The organism is Flavobacterium sp. AC267 (assembly GCF_979258715.1).
Genome location: NZ_OZ409875.1, coordinates 4,861,848 through 4,878,281 on the forward strand (window position 1 = coordinate 4,861,848; position 16,434 = coordinate 4,878,281).

The 16,434-nt window shown below is 34.3% G+C and carries 9 protein-coding genes and 5 pseudogenes; 12 read left to right on the top strand and 2 right to left on the bottom strand.

Annotated elements, in window-relative coordinates:
- Positions 1-19 precede the first annotated feature (19 nt).
- The 7 genes from ACZZ95_RS25820 (at position 20) to ACZZ95_RS25850 (ending at position 7,929) form a co-directional block, all read left to right on the top strand.
- The gene (locus ACZZ95_RS25820; RefSeq protein WP_463471278.1) at positions 20-499 is read left to right on the top strand and encodes a putative sulfate exporter family transporter; all 480 of its coding nucleotides are present in this window, start codon (positions 20-22) and stop codon (positions 497-499) included.
- A 1,049-nt stretch (positions 500-1,548) separates the two neighbouring features.
- The gene (locus ACZZ95_RS25825; protein ID WP_463471279.1) at positions 1,549-2,571 is read left to right on the top strand and encodes a carboxypeptidase-like regulatory domain-containing protein; all 1,023 of its coding nucleotides are present in this window, start codon (positions 1,549-1,551) and stop codon (positions 2,569-2,571) included.
- A complete protein-coding gene (locus ACZZ95_RS25830) occupies positions 2,501-3,442 on the top strand; it encodes a hypothetical protein (protein ID WP_463471280.1) in 942 nt (313 codons plus the stop codon). Before ACZZ95_RS25825 ends, ACZZ95_RS25830 begins: the two co-directional genes overlap by 71 nt.
- Complete coding sequence (locus ACZZ95_RS25835) at positions 3,367-4,035, top strand: TonB-dependent receptor domain-containing protein (RefSeq protein WP_463471281.1); 669 nt, start codon at positions 3,367-3,369, stop codon at positions 4,033-4,035. The genes ACZZ95_RS25830 and ACZZ95_RS25835 overlap by 76 nt, the downstream gene beginning before the upstream one ends.
- On the top strand, positions 4,013-4,597 hold the full coding sequence (locus ACZZ95_RS25840; protein WP_463471282.1) for a hypothetical protein: 585 nt from the start codon (positions 4,013-4,015) through the stop codon (positions 4,595-4,597). The genes ACZZ95_RS25835 and ACZZ95_RS25840 overlap by 23 nt, the downstream gene beginning before the upstream one ends.
- A 69-nt stretch (positions 4,598-4,666) precedes the next feature.
- Positions 4,667-6,052, top strand: a complete 1,386-nt coding sequence (locus tag ACZZ95_RS25845) for a RagB/SusD family nutrient uptake outer membrane protein (protein WP_463471283.1) — start codon at positions 4,667-4,669, stop codon at positions 6,050-6,052.
- Between the two features lie 212 nt (positions 6,053-6,264).
- Positions 6,265-7,929 carry an arylsulfatase gene (locus tag ACZZ95_RS25850; protein WP_463471284.1) on the top strand — a complete coding sequence of 555 codons (1,665 nt, stop codon included), beginning with the start codon at positions 6,265-6,267 and terminating at the stop codon, positions 7,927-7,929.
- Between the two features lie 431 nt (positions 7,930-8,360).
- Here ACZZ95_RS25850 and rocD read toward each other — a convergent pair whose 3' ends face one another.
- Positions 8,361-9,614, bottom strand: a complete 1,254-nt coding sequence (gene rocD / locus ACZZ95_RS25855) for an ornithine--oxo-acid transaminase (protein WP_463471285.1) — start codon at positions 9,612-9,614, stop codon at positions 8,361-8,363.
- 222 nt (positions 9,615-9,836) lie between these two features.
- Here rocD and ACZZ95_RS25860 point away from each other — a divergent pair, with 222 nt between their 5' ends.
- The 4 genes and pseudogenes from ACZZ95_RS25860 to ACZZ95_RS25875 all read left to right on the top strand — a co-directional run bounded on the left by ACZZ95_RS25860 (position 9,837) and on the right by ACZZ95_RS25875 (position 13,250).
- Positions 9,837-10,289: an Lrp/AsnC family transcriptional regulator gene (locus ACZZ95_RS25860; RefSeq protein ID WP_095951699.1), complete on the top strand. Its 453-nt coding sequence runs from the start codon at positions 9,837-9,839 to the stop codon at positions 10,287-10,289.
- A gap of 111 nt (positions 10,290-10,400) precedes the next feature.
- Positions 10,401-11,176: pseudogene (locus tag ACZZ95_RS25865) on the top strand (dienelactone hydrolase family protein).
- 47 nt (positions 11,177-11,223) lie between these two features.
- Positions 11,224-12,226: pseudogene (locus ACZZ95_RS25870) on the top strand (DUF3667 domain-containing protein).
- A gap of 8 nt (positions 12,227-12,234) precedes the next feature.
- Positions 12,235-13,250: pseudogene (locus tag ACZZ95_RS25875) on the top strand (M28 family peptidase).
- Between the two features lie 737 nt (positions 13,251-13,987).
- Here ACZZ95_RS25875 and rho read toward each other — a convergent pair.
- Positions 13,988-15,830, bottom strand: a pseudogene (gene rho, locus ACZZ95_RS25880) (transcription termination factor Rho).
- A 183-nt stretch (positions 15,831-16,013) separates the two neighbouring features.
- Between rho and ACZZ95_RS25885 the strand changes: the two are divergent.
- A pseudogene (locus tag ACZZ95_RS25885) lies at positions 16,014-16,425 on the top strand (DUF4293 domain-containing protein).
- Positions 16,426-16,434 lie beyond the last annotated feature (9 nt).

Sequence of the window (16,434 nt, forward strand, 5' to 3'; positions counted from 1 at the left end):
GAAGTTACAGGAGCCTGGCTTGGCGGCAAAGATTGATACTTCTGGAGCTGTTGTCGCATCTGGAACTTTGGTTGGCGAAACGGCTTTAAAAATAAGTACAATTGTCAAATTTTCTCAAAACGTTTTATTGGGTTTAGCGGCCTTTGCCATTTCCATTTATTGGACTTATACGCACAATGAATCTTCTGAAGTAAAGAATTCAAAACCAACGCTTGGTGTAATTTGGGAACGTTTTCCAAAGTTCGTCATAGGTTTTATTGCGGCTTCAATTGTTTTTTCGTTTTTGATTGCTCCCGAAACTCGCGATGAAGTAAAAGAAAGTTTAAAAAATCTGCAGGGTCTTTGGTTTGCTTTAGCATTTACGAGTATTGGTTTGGAAACTAATTTTAAAGATTTACTGCATCACAATAGCAGGAAACCTTTAATAGCATTTTTAACGGCTCAAGTATTTAATATCATTATCACATTGATTATTGCTTTTTTTCTTTTTAAACCTTAAAAATTATTCCGCTAGGAATATCTCATCGGTAGAAAAAAATTGTATTGTTACGTATTGTGTCCTGTAGGGACACCTGTTGTATAGAAATAGCACATTTTGCAATTAATCAAACGTTCCTACAGAACGTATAACCGCTATTTAAATTTAATTCTACCGACGAAACATTCCTAAAGGAATGAATTTCAATTTTCAATTGCCTAAAGCTTTAGCTGGAGGTTTATAATTTAAAAGAAAAAAAGACTTTAGTCAAACTTATTATTTGGCTAAAGCCTAGATTATTTCTAAATCTTTTACCTCCAGTTAAAGCTGGAGGCAATTCATTCTTTTTTATTGCGAAAATAATCTACATCTAAACCCAACAGGTTTTATCCCGAGGCTTCGGGACTGTCGGGTTTGTATCTGTTATTCAACTATTAAACCTAAAAAAAGAAAGTAAAAACTGCCTAAACAACACATTTTTCATTTACTTTTTTATTTTTAAAACTCAAAACAAACAACTGATAATCAATATTTTAAATCTCTTTACTTTTTACTTAAATCATCTTTCTACTCATTCTTTTCAAAAAAATTAAATAAACTTTTGGTTTTAATTATAATAAAATTAACTTTGTCTATAGGATTAGTAGAGTTTTAACTATAAAAAACTAAATTTTGAAAACAACAGCTTACACATCGCATTACATTCTTCCTAAAAAATTCACCTATAACAATTTTAGTTATATGTGTATGTGTTGTTAAAAATCCTTTTTTCAATTTTCGCTTTTAAGTCGAAAATAAAACCACAAACTATATTTCGTATTGACAAATTAACGATTAATGCTTTATTGCATTAAGAGCACAAGTATGTCAAAATCAGAATAAATAAAAAAAAAGCAATAACTAAAACAAAACTAAAATGAAAATAATGCACTGCCCTACTCTTTTATAGTAAAAACCATTTCTGCGGCAACGGAAATGGCAAGACTCAAAGAACATTTATCACTAAAAAAAGCCTTCGGAAATTGAAAAATCAATTTTTCGCATCGCTTATTATTTAAATCCAAAAAGTAATGAACAAGCAATTACAAGCCTTTTTGTGGATTTTCGTATTCTTAATTTCAAACGGAATTAAAGCGCAAAATACACAACCTTTAATTAATTCTACCTTAAACGGTACCGTTATCGATCAGGTAACGAATCAGCCTCTTCCGGGAGTTTCAGTTCAAATCAAAGGAACTACTCACGGTGCAGTAACAGATTTAGACGGAAAATTCTATTTTCAAACAGGTCAAAAATTCCCTTATACTTTAATCGTAAGTTATTTAGGATATGTTACAACCGAACATATTGCAACAAAAGATTTCGTTCAAATCTCTTTAAAAGAAGATGTTAAGGAATTAAATGAAATCGTAATTATCGGATACGGAAGTACTTCTAAAAAAGACTATACGGGAGCCGCAGAAACTGTAGCTCAAATGTCATTAAAAGCAACTCAGAAAACATTAGAAAGTTCGCTTCAAGGTTCTGTAGCGGGTGTAAACGTAACGCAGACTTCGGGCGCACCAGGCGCAGGAATGAGCATTCGTATTCGAGGCGGGAGTTCGATTCAAGGAGGAAATGAACCTTTGTATGTAATCGATGGCTTTCCTTTATACAATTCAGAAGTGACTTCGGGTGTTTTGAGCGGTACGCCTACAAATCCGCTTTCGACTATAAATCCAGCAGACATTGAATCGATTACTGTTTTAAAAGATGCTTCATCTACAGCAATTTATGGTTCAAGAGGAGCAAATGGAGTTGTCATTATTACGACAAAAAAAGGTTCCAACACTGCGACCACTGTAAATTATGATTTTACAATTGGCCAGCAGGAAGTCCGCAAAAAGATTGATTTATTAGATGCTCAAGGTTTTTCAAGATTAAGAAATGCGGCATTGTACGATTCGAATCCAACGGGAGGGACAAACCAATATCTGAGTGATGCGCAGATTGCCGCACTTGGCAAAGGAACGGACTGGCAGGATGCTTGCGTTTCAAAAAGGATTAACGCAGAATCATCAATTGAGTATTTCTGGCGGAAACAATCAGACTAAATATGCTGTTTCTGGAAATTATTACAATCAGGAAGGAATTATTAAAAATACTGGTTTTGAGCGTTTCAGCGGACGAGTTAATTTAAATTCAAAAATAAGCAGTAAAGCACGATTTGGTTTAAACTTAACCATTGCAGAAACGAAAGCAAAAGTAGCTCCAACTGGTTTGGTAACCGCTTTATTGAGCATGCCACCAACAGCAACTATTTATGAACCAGACGGAAGTTATACTTTAAGAAATCCGTTTGAGAATATCTTCGCCAACCCAATTGCAACTTTAAACGAACGTAAAAACCAATCGATTACCGATCGTATTTTGGGAACTATTTATGGTGAATATGATATTTTGAAAAATTTAGTTTTCAAAGTTTCTTTTGGAACTGATATGATTTTCAACAAAGAAAAAAGTTATCTGCCATCAACTATTTACGAAGGTTTGATTACCAATGGAGAAGGAAAAATTGGAAATGCAGAATCAAGAAGCTGGTTAAACGAAAATACTTTAACGTACACTACTGTAATTGGCGAAAAGCATCATTTGAATGCTTTGGCAGGTTACACCCAGCAAAGTTCTACGAGAGAATACAATAATGGAGGATCACAGCAATATGTAAATGATATTACTTCTTATTATAGTTTACAAAGTGGTAATATTGCTTTAATGCCGTCTTCTGGCGAAAGTACTTGGGCTTTAAATTCGTATTTATCAAGAGTCAATTACAATTACGATTCGAAATATTTCTTAACTGGAAGTATTAGAGCTGATGGTTCTTCCCGATTTGGAAAAGATAATAAATGGGGTTACTTCCCTTCTGTAGCATCGCTTGGCAAATTAGCAATGAAGAGTTCTTCTCGCCAGTTAAAAATGTAATTAACAGCTTAAAAATTAGAAGCAACTGGGGTGCAACCGGAAATCAGGAAATTGGAGAATACCAGTCTTTATCTACTTTAACAAGTGTAAAATATCTTTTTGGAGATCAAATTTATACTGGTTTTACGCCTACGCGAATTGCAAACGACAATTTAGGATGGGAGTTAACCAATCAGTTTGATGCAGGTGTTGACGTTGGATTTTTTGATGATAAATTGAATTTAACTGTCGATGTATACCGTAAAACGACCAAAAATTTATTGTTAGACGTACAGCTTCCTTACACAACAGGATTTACTTCTTCTTTACAAAATTTCGGATCTGTTCAAAATCAAGGTCTTGAAATTGGCTTGAATGCTTCTCTTGGAAATACGGCTTTTTCTTGGACATCAAACTTCAATATTGCCTTTAACCAAAACAAAATTATTGCATTAGGAAATGGTGCCGAATTCTACACTTTTGGAAATTATATTTTAAAAGTTGGTGAGTCTCTTGGTACTTTCTACGGAGCAGTTACAGACGGAATTTTACAAACTGCAGATGTTGCAACAAAAGGAGTTTACACTGGAAATGCTCGCACCAAAAGCAGGTGATCGTTTATACAAAGATATTAACGGCGACGGCGCATTTACAACCGCGACGGACAGAACAAGCATTGGCGATGCACAGCCAGATTTCGTTTTCGGATTCTCTAATAATTTTACTTACAGAGGTTTTGAATTGGCCGTTTTAGTAAATGGTTCTGTTGGAAATAAAATCCTGAATGGAAATTTACAGGCTTTGGAATTATATAACGGACAACAAAATGCTTCAACTTCGGCATTGGATGCCTGGACACCAGAAAATCAGAGTAATACAACGCCGAGAGCAAAACTAGATCCTGCGCCTGTTTTCTCTAATCGTTTTGTAGAAGATGGTTCATTTTTGAGATTAAAAAATATCACTTTAAGCTACAATCTTCCTAAGAAATTATCCGAAAAACTAAACTTAACGTCAGTAAAATTCCGTGTAATTGGAGAAAACTTATTGACTTGGACAAAATACACAGGTTACGATCCCGAAGTTACTAACGGAACTACTATTTCTCCAGGAACAGATACTGGAATCTATCCCGCTTCTAAAACAATTTCAGGCGGATTAAGCGTAACATTCTAAAAGATTTATCATGAAAAAGACCATTATATTCAGTTTAGCCGCACTTTTTTAATAAGTGCCTGCAATCCGTTGGACGAAGATCCGAAAGCCTTTATTTCGTCCAATAATTTTTATAAAACTACCGAAGATGCAGATGTCGCGGTAATCGCCATTCACAATGCTATCAACAGTTCTACACATACATTATACAATCGATTGATTCAGATTGCAACCGAAATGGCAACCGACGATTATGAAGCGGGTCCAAGAGCTAGAAATGCTCATGTTAGAGCATTATCCAATTTAACGCATGACGCTTCAAACGATCGTATGATCGAACTATGGAGACAAAGTTATGATGGGATCAACAGAGCCAATGTGGCGATTGATAACATCACTAAAAACCCGAATCTTACTACTCAGAAAGACAAAGATTTAATTAATGAAGCAAAATTTTTAAGAGCGCTTTTGTACTTTAATTTAGTACGATGGTTCGGAGATGTTCCGTTGGTTTTACACGAAACGACCGTTTTAAATCCAGATGCCATAAACGTAAGCAATACTCCAGAAGTGGACGTTTACACTCAAATTGAAAATGATCTAATTGATGCAGAAGCACTTCCTGTTGTACAGCAAAATAAAGGTCGTGTAACGGCGGGCGCGACAAAAAGTATTTTAGCGAAAGTATATTTAACCGAAAAGAAATGGCAGAAAGCGACAGAAAAGAGTAAAGAAATAATTGACAGTAAGGTTTATGATTTATTCGAAAATTATGCTGATGTCTTTAATGTTAGTACAAAAAACGGAAAAGAACATATTTTTTCAGCGCAGTTTAAAGGTTTAACTAATTGGAACGGAAATATGCTGGCTTCTACAGTCGCGCCAACATCTGTTCCTGGAATTGCTGGCGATCAGGCAGATGCATTACACAAAGAAGGCGGCCTTTTTGAAGCTTTCGCGGAAACGGATAAAAGAAAGTACATCACTTTTGCAGTAGAATTTGTGAGTCCAACCGATGGAAAAACCTATAAAGTAACACCGCATTTTAATAAATATTTTGATCCTGCAACTCCTACTTCGCCAGGTCAGTCTTCTAAAAATACACCAATTATAAGATTTGCTGAAGTATTACTGATTTATGCTGAAGCTGTAAACGAACAAGGCGGACCAACTCCAGAAGCTTATGCGACAGTTGACCGCGTGAGAACGAGAGCTGGAATTGCATTATTAGCAGATACTGCTCCGGCTTTAAGTCAAGACGCTTTTAGAGAAGCCGTTTTTGAAGAAAGACGAAAAGAATTGGTTTACGAATATCAGCGTTGGTTTGATTTGGCAAGAAGAGGCCCTGATTATTTTGTAGCAAAACTAAAAGCCGCAGGAAAAACAAATGCACAGCCAAAACACGTTCACTTTCCTATTCCGCGACGAGAATTGGATTTGAATCCGAATTTGAAACAAGTTCCGGCTTGGAGATAATTTTTTATCTAAACACATAGAAACATAGTTTTTAATGTCGCATAAAAAGGCGTTTCACTTGTTGGAATAAACATAGTTTTTGATTGATAAAAACTACGTATTGAGAAATGTATTTCTCTTCTGTAGTCTCTTCAAAAGAAAAAAATCTATGTTTCTCTGTGTTAGGAAAATTTAAAAAATTTAAAAATATACTAACAGTAAATTATTATAAAATGAATAAAAGAATAAACATTTTATTTTCTGTCTTATTGACGGGAATAATTGGTTCTTATGAAACCGAAGCCCAAACCGACTCTTCTAAACCCAACGTAATTTTGATTATGGTGGATGATATGGGCTATTCGGATTTAGGAAATTATGGGTCTGAAATTAAAACGCCAAATCTAGATCGTTTAGCGAAAGAAGGAACACGTCTTCGCGAATTTTACAACAACTCGATTTGCGCGCCTACGAGAGCTTCTTTATTAACTGGTCAATATCAGCACAAAGCGGGAGTTGGTTATTTTGATGTGAATCTGGGTTTACCTGCCTATCAAGGATATTTAAACAAAGAATCTTTGACATTAGGTGAAGTTTTCCGTTCTGGAGGTTACAGCACCTTAATGTCTGGAAAATGGCACGTAGGTTCTGAAGATCAAGCACAATGGCCGAACCAAAGAGGGTTTGACAAGTTTTACGGAATTTTAAAAGGTGCCGCCAATTATTTTGACACGAAACCGCTTCCTTTTGGAAAAACGGCTTATCCTGTAAAAATGATCCGTAATAATGAAGAGTTACATCCGAAGGATGATTCGTATTACTTTACAGATGAAATTGGAAATAATGCCGTTACTTTCTTAGACGAACAAAATAAAGAAAACAAACCTTTCTTTTTATATCTGGCTTTTACTGCGCCACACTGGCCATTGCAGGCAAAACCTGTTGATATTGCAAAATACAGAGGTAAATTTGATGAAGGCTGGGATGCTTTAAGAGAAAAAAGAATTAAAAAATTAAGAGAAAACGGAATTATACTTCCTAACCAAACTATTGCGCCTCGCGATCCAGAAGTTCCAGAATGGGATAAATTAACTTATGATGAAAAGCAATTCTGGAAAGCTAAAATGGAAGTTTATGCCGCAATGGTAGATAACATGGATCAAAACGTAGGAAAAGTTTTAGACAAATTAAAAGCTTTGAAAAAAGACAAAAACACATTGATCATTTTTATTGCAGATAATGGTGCTCAAGGCGGTTTCAATACTTATAATCCGTTAAAAAGAGGTTTAGTTCGTAACGAAGGACCAATTGGAACTTCTGGATCTTTTGATTACCAAGAACAAAACTGGGCTTATTTATCGAATACACCGTTGCAGGATTATAAAAATAATATGCACGAAGGCGGTTTTAGTTCTCCGTTTATTGCTTGGTATCCATCAAAAATTAAAGCTGGACGTATTGATAAAGGAACTGGACATATTATTGACCTTGCTCCTACTTTTTACGATTTGGCAGGAATTGAATATCCGAAAAACCTAAACGGTGTAAATTCTAATCCGCTTCCAGGGAAAAGTTTACTTCCAGTATTGTTTGAGAATGCTTCTGAAGTAAACAGAGGTGCGCCATTATTCTGGGAAAGAGCTGGAAACAGAGCCGTTAGAGAAGGAAAATGGAAATTGGTTTCTATTTATCCGTCATATCAATGGGAACTTTACAATCTGGAAGCAGACCGTGGTGAAACTACAAACGTTGCGACTCAAAATCCAGGAATTGTAAATGATCTTTCTGCAAAATATTTTGACTGGGCAGATAAAACGGGAGTTGTAGAATACAGCAAATTCAAACAAAAAAATGAATTGATTCCCGGTGTTACGCAAAGAAATAATTACTTTTTTTGATATTTTTAGTAATTATAACGAAAAGCGATTGCTGTTACAGCATTCGCTTTTTAAATAAAAAAATGGTGTACAAAAAAATAGGCTGTCTCAAATTGGGACAGCCTATTTTATTTGTTTGCAATTAATATCTAAACTCCAGCGGAGCATAAAATTTAAAGCCAAAAATATTAATAATGTTTAAAGCTCCAGCGGAGCAAAATATTTATAGCTCAAAATATTAATAATGTTTAAAGCTCCAGCGGAGCAAAATATTTATAGCTCAAAAAACATCTACAATTTGTAAAGCTCGAGCGGAGCGATATTCTTTTTATATTTCGCCTCTCTGAGGCTCTTTGATCGCAAATAAATTAGCTCTATAAATATGACGTCGCTATGGGACTGACATACTCTAAACGTATAACTCGAATTATTTTTTTATCCTAAAATCAAAATTAGTTTCTAAACTCGTTTAATGATTTCTCAATAATTTCAAGACATTCATTAATTTGATCTTCTGTCATTACCAAAGGCGGTGCTAATCTAATTTTATTTCCGTGCGTTGGTTTTGCTAATAATCCGTTGTCTCTAAATTTTAGGCAGATTTCCCAAGCCAGATCAGAATCTTCATCGGTATTGATTACAATTGCATTCAAAAGCCCTTTTCCGCGAACCAGTGTAATTAAATTATTTCTTTCAGCGATTTTATTCAATCCATCTCTTAAAATAATTCCAAGACGTTCTGCATTTTCAGCTAGTTTTTCATCTTTAACTACGTCCAGCGCCGCAATCGCAACTGCAATAGCAACAGGATTTCCTCCAAAAGTAGATCCGTGTTGTCCTGGTTTAATGACATTCATAATTTCATCATTACACAAAACAGCCGAAACTGGATAAACTCCACCTGAAATTGCTTTTCCTAAAATTAAAATATCAGGCTGTACATTTTCGTGATGAACCGCCAATAATTTTCCTGTACGCGCAATTCCGGTTTGAACCTCATCTGCAATAAAAAGTACATTATGTTGTTCGCAAAGTGCTTTTGCTTTTGCTAAATATCCTTCAGAAGGAACATAAACTCCTGCTTCACCCTGAATAGGTTCTACCAAAAATCCAGCAATATTTTTAGATGAATTTAAAGCATTTTGAAGAGCTTCAAGATTATCGTATTCAATTTTTATAAAACCATCTGTAAAAGGTCCGAAGTTTTTACGAGCTGTTTCATCATTAGAGAAAGAGATAATAGTAGTTGTTCTTCCGTGAAAATTATTTTCGCACACGATAACCTGCGCTTGATTTTCAGGAATTCCTTTTACTTCATACGCCCATTTTCTACAAACTTTAAGAGCCGTTTCAACTGCTTCAGCACCTGTATTCATTGGAAGAACTTTATCAAAACCAAAATATTTGGTTACATATTCTTCGTAATTTCCTAATTTATCATTGTAAAAAGCACGAGAAGTCAAAGTCAGTCTTTGTGCTTGTTCTACCATTGCATTTACAATTTTAGGATGGCAATGACCTTGATTTACTGCAGAGTAAGCCGACAAAAAGTCATAATATTTTTTTCCATCAACATCCCAAACATATACTCCTTCTCCACGTTCTAAAACTACTGGAAGCGGATGGTAATTGTGAGCTCCATATTTATTCTCTTTTTCAATCAAAATTTCTGATTTTGACGAAAGCGCTTTTTCTGTACTTATCATAATCTGCTTTTTATTTCAACAAAAATATTAAAAATTAATTAATTATCCAGTTTAAAATTATATTTTGACTTAAAAATAACAAAAAATAAGTCAAAAATTACATTTTAAAGACTTTAAAAAGCTATATTTATTTTAAACAGAATTATAATTTTAATCTTTTTATTAAAAAAAGAGTTACTTTTATGAATACCAAAAGACGGAAAATTTAAACGATTTTATTGAATGGAAATATTAGACGAATTTGATATTAGTATTATTAAGGAATTAGAAAAAGATGGCAGAATGGCTTTTTCTGCGATCGCGGCTAATTTGAAAATATCAAATACTATGGTGCATCAGCGTATTAACCGAATGATCGAACAAGGCGTAATTGGCGGTATCAAACCCATTATTCAAGAAAAGAAAATTGGTTACGACTGGGCTTCATTTACTGGAATTACCCTAAACAAGGATTCTGATTCTGATAGAATTATCGAAGCGCTTAAAGAAATTCCGGAAATTACAGAATGCTATTATGTTACGGGTTCTTTTACCTTATATATAAAAATAATTGCAAAAAATCACGAACATATGCGCCGTATTCTTTACGAGAAAATAGACGGAATTCCAGGCATTGCTAAAACCGATTCGATTGTTGAACTGGGCTGTGCATTCAAAAGAAATATATCATTGTAAGAAGAACTTTTAATCTTTTTTCAAAATAATAGTTACAAACCTCACAGGAATTTACTTGTGAGGTTTTTTTGTAACATAATATTTCTGATATTTGTTAAAAATTGTAGAATTATGAAAAATACAGTGCTAATTTTATTCAGTGCAATCTTATTTTCCAACGTTATGAACGCACAATTACAGCCCGTAAAATATACCGAAGGTACACAACAGCTGAATGGCTTATTTATAAAAGCGACTAAAAAAAGCGACCAAAATCCAGGAATACTACTCTTGCCTGCCTGGCTCGGAATTGACAATGCTTCTAAAGGAATTGCGGCTGGAGTTATCTAAACTTGGCTATCATGTTTTTATCGCCGACATCTATGGCGAAGGAAATTATCCAAAAAACACAGGTGAAGCTGGGAAACAAGCTGGTTTTTACAAAACAAATTTTGAAGCGTATCAAAAACGTATCGATGTCGCTTTGAAAGAACTTGTAAAATCAGGAGCAAATGCCGATAATATCGTTGCTATTGGTTACTGCTTTGGAGGAACAGGCGTTTTGGAAGTCGCGAGAGGTCATTTGAATTTAAAAGGAGTTGCCTCTTTTCATGGTGGTTTAGGTAAAGATGCCAGCAGAAAAACAGAAAGTATATCCACAAAAGTTTTAATCTGTCATGGTGCAGATGATCCGTTTGTTCCAAAAGATGAAATTACAGCATTCCAACAAGAAATGCGTGATGCAAAAGCAGACTGGCAGATGATTTATTATGCAGATTCTGTTCACTCGTTTACAAATCCAGAAGCTGGAAGCGATAATTCAAAAGGTGTCGCATATAACCCTGTTGCAAAGAAAAAGATCTTTTGACCATTTACAGCTGTTCTTAAATGAAGTTCTAAAAAAATAATACCTATTATAATACCCTAGCCAAAAACAAATCAATTAAATAAACCAATGTCACATAGCAAAATTAGAGAAGACAAAACCTGTTTGAACTGCAGGCACGTTGTCGAACAAAAATTCTGTCCAAACTGCGGACAGGAAAACAGCGACAGCCGAAAAAACTTTTCATCATTTATTTATTCATTTCTTTGAAGATTTAACGCATTACGAAAATGCATTCTGGAAAACGATTCGTAACCTGCTTTTTAAACCTTCAACTCTAACCAAAGAATATCTTTCGGGAAAACGATTGTCTTATCTGGCTCCAGTTCGTCTTTATATCTTTATTAGTTTTATTACTTTTCTTTTAATTGCATTATTTCCAAGTAACTTAACTGAGGACCTAACTAAAAATGACAAAGAAATCACGTCCAATTTTGAAAAAGCAGAAAAAAAGAAAAGAAAAGCTGGAAGGAAAAATCATACTTAAAAGAACACACAATAGATAAATCATATTTTCATTTGAAAACAATGAAAGAAATTGATTCCATTCAGAAATATGGAAAAGAAAGCGAGAAGTTAAATACAACATCGTACTGGTTCTATGAAAAAGCCGTTCATGTGACTGAAAAAAATACTAAAAGAGAGATAATTGAAAAATTTATCGAATCTTTCTTTCACAATCTTCCTAAAATTCTATTTATCATAATGCCGTTTTTTGCTTTTTTCTTGTGGCTATTACACAGTAAAAAAAGATGGTATTATTTTGACCACGGGATTTTTACGCTCCATTATTTTTTCTTTCCTGTTGTTGATATTCCTCATTATGTTTATAATTAACCGATTAATCGGTTTGTTTGGCGAAGACAGTCCATTATCATTTATATCAGGAATAACTAATTTTGTGGGAACAATATGGATGTGTTATTATTTTTATCCGGCACATCATCGTTTTTACGGCGAATCTAGAGTAGTGTCATTTATTAAAAGTTTTTTCCTTTTCATTATAAATTCACTATTTATTATATTTTTGCTGACCTTATACGTTCTTTACACATTTATTAATTTACACTAACTATAAAAATGAAAAAGTTACTCATTTTATTATTGGTTGCATCTGCGTATTCTTGTAAAACTGCGCAGTCAACCGCTTCCAATGACAATTCCGATCCTACCAAATATGTAAAGGTTATTAAGGAAAAAGATCTTAAAAAAATGCTTTACGTTATAGCTTCTGATGAAATGGAAGGCCGTGACACGGGTTCGAAAGGACAAAAAAAAGCGGGTCAATATATGATTGAGCAATACAAAAAAATGGAGTATCTTTTCCAAAAGGGGCTTCTGACTATTACCAGCATATTCCAGCTTCTTATTTAAATTCAAAACGTAACAAAAATTTACCTGATTCTGAAAACATCTGGGCATTTATTGAAGGTACTGAAAAACCAGATGAAGTCCTGGTAATTTCTGCTCATTACGACCACATCGGAATTAAAAACGGTGAGATTTACAATGGTGCCGACGATGACGGTTCTGGTACTGTTGCTGTTATAGAAATGGCAAAAGCATTTACTAAAGCTAAAAAACAAGGACATGGACCAAAACGTTCTATTCTTTTTCTTCACGTAACTGGAGAAGAGCATGGTTTACACGGATCTCGTTTTTATTCTGAAAATCCTTTATTTCCAATTGCAAATACTATTACTGACATCAATATTGATATGATCGGACGTCGTGATGTAGAACATGCAAAATCAAACAACTACGTTTATGTAATTGGTGCTGACAGATTATCTTCGGATTTACATAATGCTGTTGTGGCTCAAAATGAAAAATACATTAAAATGGACTTGGATTATAAGTTTAATGATCCTAAAGATCCAAATCATTTTTATGAGCGTTCTGACCATTATAACTTCGCAAAACACGGAATTCCATCTGTTTTCTTATTTAACGGAGTTCACGAAGACTACCACGGAAAAGACGATACTGCAGAAAAAATCGAATATGATGCTTTAACGCAAAGAACAAAACTAGCTTTTGTAATTGCTTGGGATTTGGCTAATAGAGAAAATAGACCAGTAGTTGATAAGAAGTAATTTTTTAAGATGTTAAGGTTCTGAGGTTCTAAGATACTAAGTTTTTAGATGCTGAAAATTATTTTAAAAAATCGAATATTAGATTCTTTTTACAAACATAGCCCGCGGTTTCAACCGCGGGACACGAATCTGAGATAATGCACCATAATAATTATTGCGTCCCACGGTTAAAACCGCGGGCTATATTTGGAATACGAAGATTGCAAGATCATAAGACATTTTAAAGCTTTTGATTTCGTTAGATAAAAACAAAAGAAAACCTTAGCATCCCACGGTTAAAAACCGCGGACTATATTTGGAATTTGGAATACGAAGATTGCGAGATCATAGGACATTTTAAAGCTTTTGGTTTCGTAAGATAAAAACAAAAAAACCTTAGCATCCCACGGTTAAAACCGTGGGCTATATTTGGAATACGAAGATTGCGAGATCATAGGACATTTTAAAGCTTTTGATTTAGTAAGATAAAAAACAAAAAAAGGGATGAGTTTTAGAAACTCATCCCTTTTTTATATAATATAAAGATCTCAAAAGAAAACCTTAGCATCCCACGGTTAAAACCGCGGGCTATATTTGAAATACAAAGATTGCGAGATTATAAGACATTTTTAAGCTTTTGATTTCGTAAGATAAAAACAAAAAAAGGATGAGTTCAAACTCATCCCTTTTTTATATAATATCAAGATATCAAAAGAAAACCTTAGCAACTTAGAACCTTAGCATCTTAGAACCTTCCTCTAGTCATTCATCGAAATCAAAAACTCTTCGTTATTTCTTGTTTTCTTGAAACGGTCATTTACAAAATCCATAGATTCTACTGGGTTCATATCTGATAGATATTTACGCATGATCCACATTCTTTGCAGTGTTTTTTCGTCTAACAATAAATCATCACGACGTGTACTTGACGATGTAAGATCGATTGCTGGGAAAATACGTTTATTAGCTATCTTACGATCTAATTGTAATTCCATGTTACCCGTTCCTTTAAATTCTTCAAAGATCACTTCGTCCATTTTCGAACCTGTTTCTGTTAACGCAGTTGCGATGATACTTAATGAACCACCATTTTCTACATTTCTAGCAGACTCCAAAGAAACGTTTTGGTTTTTGTAATGCATTTGCATCAACACCACCGCTCAATACTTTTCCAGATGCTGGCTGTACAGTATTGTAAGCTCTTGCTAAACGAGTAATAGAATCTAATAAAATCACCACATCGTGACCGCATTCTACTAAACGTTTTGCTTTTTCAAGCACTATATTTGCGATTTTTACGTGTTCTTGTGGTTCTCTGTCAAAAGTAGAAGCAATAACTTCACCACGAACACTTCTCTGCATATCGGTAACCTCCTCAGGACGCTCGTCGATAAGAAGAACAATCAAATAAACTTCAGGATGGTTTGCGGCAATTGCGTTTGCAATATCTTTAAGAAGCATTGTTTTACCCGTTTTAGGCTGTGCAACGATCATACCACGCTGTCCTTTACCAATTGGTGAAAACAAATCAATAATTCGGGTCGAAACAGAACTGCCTTTTTCAGCCAGTTTGAATTTTTCTGAAGGGAAAACTGGTGTTAAGTGTTCGAAAGAAACTCTATCGCGAACCACTTGCGGATCGTGTCCATTAATTTTTAATACACGAACTAAAGGAAAAAACTTCTCTCCTTCTTTTGGAGGGCGAACCACTCCTTTTACTGTATCTCCGGTTTTAAGACCGAACAATCTAATTTGCGAAGTTGATAAATAAATATCATCTGGAGAAGCTAAATAATTATAATCAGAAGAACGTAAAAATCCGTAACCATCAGGCATCATTTCAAGAACACCTTCACTTTCAATAATTCCGTCAAACTCAAAGTCTGAATCTCTGAAATTATTGCTTTTTTTATTTTTATGATTAGGATTTTGGTTGTTGTGATTGCCATTTCCGTTTCCATTGCCATTCCCGTTTTGATTTGGATTCTGATTCGGGTTAGGATTTGGATTTTGGTTCGGATTCTGGTTTTTATTTTGATTCGGATTGATCTTTTTAACTGGAGCCGCTTGTGGAGCTTTCTCAGCCGCTTCAGCTGTCACTTCAGAAGTAACTGATTCAGAAGGTTCTTCAGTTGAAGTTTCCGTTTCTGATACCACTTCTTTATCTTTCTTAAGAGCAACTTTTTTCTCGTATGCCGATTTACTGAATTTTACAATTTTAGGCTCTTTTTTTCCTGCTGGTGCTTTATCTTCTTGTACCGCCGGCGCAGCTTCTTCAATTGGCTGAGCTGTTGCATCAGTATCGTTTTTTTGAACAGTTTCCTCTACTTTTTCAAATTCTAAAACGGGAGTATTTTTGGTATTTGTCGCTTTAGTTTTCACCGGAGCAATTCTCGCTCGCTTTGGTTTTTCGTCTTTAGAATCAGAAACTGTTTCTGTTTGAGGAGTTACCGCAGGCGCAACAGTGCTTTCTTGATGTGCTAAAATCTGACTAATTAAAGTCTCTTTTTTGACACCATTAATCTTTATTGTTTTAGCTGACTTAGCTATTTCTTGAAGCTCGGCAAGCTTCATTTCTTTTAATGCAGAAATATCAAACATGAATGTTCTATGAATTTAATTATTTTAAAGGAAATACTGTAAAAAGAATAGGTAGATAATTAATTTGAATTGACCGCAGTATGAAGTGCTTACGGTATTATGATGCAATAATACGAATAAAATTTTATCATACAATAGTATTTTAAAAAAAGAAAATATATTTTTGTAAAACATTTTTAGATCATGATACAAAGAATTCAAACTGTATATTTATTTCTGGCTTTTGTCTGCAACTGGCATTTTAATGCTTTTTGTTCCGCTATGGACAACAAGTGCAGGAAAACCGTTCTTTTTTATGCAGGATCCGGTTTACGCCGTTTTGTTAGGCTTAACAACAATGTTGTGTATTATCAGCATTATTTCATTCAAAAAAAGACAAAATCAGTTTGTGCTAAACAGACTGAACATAATATTAAATTTAATTTTATTAGGATTATTTGTATATCGATCACTAAATTTATCTGGAGAGACTGAAGTCTCTGAGAAAGGTATTGGGATGTTTTTACCAATTGTTGCTATCGTGTTATTAGTTTTAGCTAATAAGGCCATCAAGAAGGATGAGGATCTTGTAAAATCTGTTGACCGTTTGAGGTAAACCTATAAA

What these genes read in the sequence shown, in the direction of transcription:
- ACZZ95_RS25825 (WP_463471279.1), top strand. Translation starts at nt 1,549, where the DNA reads ATGAACAAGCAATTACAAGCCTTTTTGTGGATTTTCGTATTCTTAATT.
- ACZZ95_RS25830 (WP_463471280.1), top strand. Translation starts at nt 2,501, where the DNA reads ATGCTTGCGTTTCAAAAAGGATTAACGCAGAATCATCAATTGAGTATT.
- ACZZ95_RS25835 (WP_463471281.1), top strand. Translation starts at nt 3,367, where the DNA reads ATGGGGTTACTTCCCTTCTGTAGCATCGCTTGGCAAATTAGCAATGAA.
- ACZZ95_RS25840 (WP_463471282.1), top strand. Translation starts at nt 4,013, where the DNA reads ATGCTCGCACCAAAAGCAGGTGATCGTTTATACAAAGATATTAACGGC.
- ACZZ95_RS25850 (WP_463471284.1), top strand. Translation starts at nt 6,265, where the DNA reads ATGAATAAAAGAATAAACATTTTATTTTCTGTCTTATTGACGGGAATA.
- rocD (WP_463471285.1), bottom strand. Translation starts at nt 9,614, where the DNA reads ATGATAAGTACAGAAAAAGCGCTTTCGTCAAAATCAGAAATTTTGATT.
- ACZZ95_RS25860 (WP_095951699.1), top strand. Translation starts at nt 9,837, where the DNA reads ATGGAAATATTAGACGAATTTGATATTAGTATTATTAAGGAATTAGAA.